We start from the raw sequence: 3039 nt of genomic DNA, 5'->3' as shown, positions 1-3039 counted from the left end.
ATGTCGTCCGGGTGGTCGATCCGGGCCAGGCGCAGATGATGGCCGGCTTTGTCACCTGGCATGTGATCTGGCACCAGCGCAAATTCGCCACCTTCATGCAGCATCAGCGCGACCGCATCTGGCAGCGTCTGGAACAGCGCCCGGCCAGCACCGTGCCGGTTGGCATTCTGGGTTATGGCAAGATCGGCGAACGCGTTGCCACGCATCTCGCCGACCTGGGCTTTCCGGTGAAGGCCTGGGGCCGCACGCCAAAGCCGATGGCAGCGGGTGTGCAGGGTTTCCATGGCCGCGATGGCTTGTTCGCCATGCTGGCCGAGACCGAGGTTCTGGTGAATCTTCTGCCGCTGACCCCGGAAACCCGCGGCCTGCTCAATCGCGATGTCTTTGCCGCCATGAAGCCGGGTGGCTATCTGATCCAGACCGGCCGTGGCGAGCAGATGGTGGAAGCTGATTTCCTGTCGGCGCTGGAAAGTGGCCAGCTCTCCGGGGCTTCGCTTGATGTCTTTGCCGTCGAGCCGCTGCCGACAGATCATATTTTCTGGCACCACCCGAAGATCGTGATGACCCCGCATGATGCCTGCGATGTCAGTTTCTCCGCCGTAGCCGATACGCTGGTTGCCACTGCGACCGCCATCGAGGCCGGCCAGCGACCGCCACACGCGGTCGACCGCAGCCGCGGCTACTGATCAACTAGGCTTTTGCCTTCTGGCGACGGGTTTCGCCGTCGATGCCGCCAGTGACAGCCCATTCAGCGAAGATTTCCGGCTTTTTTTCGAATTCTCGCGGCTGCCATTTCTCGGTCAGGTAATCCTCATCGGTGTAATACTCGACGAGGCCGCCGCAGGGTGCCTTCACATACCAGAAGAAGGCCGAGGAGATCGGATGCCGGCCCGGCCCGAGCTGCGTTTCCCAACCCTGGCGGTTGATCTGCATGCCTCCGCCGATCACCTCATGCACATCGCGCACGGTGAAGGCGACATGGTTGATGCCGGCCTTGCCCGTGGGGCTTTTCAGCAGGAAGAAATTGTGATGTCCGCCTTCGGCATTGCAGCGCAGGAACAGCCCGGTGCCCGGATAGCTGTCAGAAATATGGAAGCCGAGCAGCCGGGTATAGAAATCCTGCATCGGTGCCACATCGGGCACGAACAGCACGTAATGCCCGATATTGACCGGCTCGGCCTGCTGGTAGACCGGGCTGGGCGTATCGATGCGGCGATGCTGGTCGATGGTGTTGCTGGGCGAACCGCTGACCGTCACCTTGCGGCGACGACTGATCCGGAAGGAAATCCGCAACCCGCAGGGATCGATGCAGGAAAAACCATCCGGCGTCTTCGTTGTCGCAACACCGGCGTCCTTCAGCGTCCGTTCGACCCCGGCCAACGCTGCCGCATCGCTCACGCCCCAGATGCCTTCGCGCAGGGTCGAACCCGGCTCGAAGGCCGGCGCCAGAGACGGATCATCCTTGGACTTGAGAACCACCTCGGCGCCATCAAGCGTCTCGAAGTGGCCCGCGACGCCTTCTTTCAGGCCCCAGTCGGTGAAGAAGCGCCGGCACAGCGCCATGTCTTCCACACCATAGACAATCCCGTCGATACCGGTGATGGACATCGTAAGAACTCCTGACTCAGATTTCAGTCACGCGAACCCGGTTGAGGATCGCGCGGATGGTGCTGTAGGCGGCGAGTGATGACGTCTTCGGATTGCTCTTCAGCGGCTTGCCCTTGATTGTCAGATGCATATCGCCGAAGGCACCACTGGCCTCGATTTCGTGAATGTTCGTGGTAACGGCCGGGTCGGCAATCATGCGCACCTCAGTGGCATCAAAGCCTAGTCCGGCAAGCGCCACCGTCGCCGCCACATTGGCATTCTTCGGGTAATCCCGCGCAGCCGCGCGCGCCGTGCCGGTGTAAAACGTCGCGGCGTCTTTAAGAGCATCAAGGTCAAGGATGGTTTCGGCGGGCGTACCCTTCCAGGCGGCCGGCGGCTTGCGGGAGATATAGGAAACCCGCGTCAGCCCGCCAAGCGTGGCCGCATTCAGGGCGTCGATGCCGGGCACCGCCCCTGCCGGCAGGATCAATTTGGCGCCGCCTTCCATGGCTGCGGCTTCCAGCTCGCGATGCAGTCCCTCATCGCTCAATGCACCGATTGAGGCCACCACCATGTCGATGCCCTGGCGCAGCAAGGCTGGGCCATACTGGCGCACGGCAGTGTGGCTGGCGCATTCAGCCGCCAGCAGCGGCTGGAAATCCAGATCCGCCAGGCTGTCGATCACCCGGTAGCCATTCAGTTCAGCCTGAACCGCGCCAAGCTTTTCATGCCGCACCAGCACGGCCCCGACATCGAACAGACCGGTGCTGAGTGCGGCAGCCCGCACCTCGGCCGCAACGGCACCATGGCCAATCAACAGAATCGACGGGCGTTCCCGGCGCGGCATCAGGAGGCCTTGCGCACCGGCGGGCCGGCAAAGGCAGTGGCATAGGGCCCGATCGCCACCATGTCGACCTCCAGCATGCGCGGTCCACTTTCGGCCATGGCCTGGGCAATGGTGCTGTCGGCCTTGGCGATATCGTTCAGCAGCATGTGTTTCCAGCCCAGGCTGCGTGCCAGATCCGGGAAAGATGGCGTATGCAGATCGACGAAATACTTGCGGCCACCGAATTTGGCATCCTGGATATTGCGGATCACGCCATAGCCGCGATCGTTCATCACGATCAGCAGCATGTCGGCCTGCTCCTGCGCGGCCGTCGCCAACTCGCCGACGCAGAGCATCAGACCGCCATCGCCCGACAAAACGACCGTCTTGCGGCCGCGTGAGCCGATCGCCGCCCCCACACCCATCGCCGCACCCATGCCAATGCCGCCGCCCAGCGCATGCACGCCATTGCGGGGGTCGAACAGCTTGAGCATGCGGTTGCCCCAGGTGCTGTTTGACACAGTGACGTCGCGAACCCAGAGGTAATCGCGCGGCACGGCTTTCTGCAGGGCATCGACCAGCTTCTCGTAAGGCCCCAGGCCCTTGCGCAACTGTGCCTCGGCCTC

4 protein-coding genes are annotated in these 3039 nt (G+C 62.9%); 1 reads left to right on the top strand and 3 read right to left on the bottom strand.

The annotated features are described in order from the left end of the window. Positions 1–686, top strand: a 686-nt coding sequence (locus AAG799_RS22855; protein ID WP_341899437.1) for a glyoxylate/hydroxypyruvate reductase A, incomplete at its 5' end; no start/stop codon positions are given. Between the two features lie 4 nt (positions 687–690). Here AAG799_RS22855 and AAG799_RS22850 read toward each other — a convergent pair. The 3 genes from AAG799_RS22850 to AAG799_RS22840 form a co-directional block, all read right to left on the bottom strand. Then, positions 691–1608, bottom strand: a complete 918-nt coding sequence (locus AAG799_RS22850; protein WP_341899436.1) for a VOC family protein — start codon at positions 1606–1608, stop codon at positions 691–693. A 16-nt stretch (positions 1609–1624) separates the two neighbouring features. Then, positions 1625–2434, bottom strand: a complete 810-nt coding sequence (locus tag AAG799_RS22845; protein ID WP_341899435.1) for an aspartate dehydrogenase — start codon at positions 2432–2434, stop codon at positions 1625–1627. Beyond that, a partial coding sequence (locus AAG799_RS22840; RefSeq protein ID WP_341899434.1) for a thiamine pyrophosphate-dependent enzyme occupies positions 2434–3039 on the bottom strand: 606 nt, incomplete at its 5' end. The genes AAG799_RS22840 and AAG799_RS22845, both read right to left, overlap by 1 nt.

The organism is Ferrovibrio terrae (assembly GCF_943371255.1).
In the GTDB taxonomy this organism is placed as follows: Bacteria; Pseudomonadota; Alphaproteobacteria; order Ferrovibrionales; family Ferrovibrionaceae; genus Ferrovibrio; species Ferrovibrio terrae_B.
Note: the sequence above shows the minus strand (reverse complement) of the source record. Positions and strands in the feature narration are given on the sequence as shown.

Coding starts and splice junctions, on each gene's coding strand:
- AAG799_RS22850 (WP_341899436.1), bottom strand. CDS start 1,608: ATGTCCATCACCGGTATCGACGGGATTGTCTATGGTGTGGAAGACATG.
- AAG799_RS22845 (WP_341899435.1), bottom strand. CDS start 2,434: ATGCCGCGCCGGGAACGCCCGTCGATTCTGTTGATTGGCCATGGTGCC.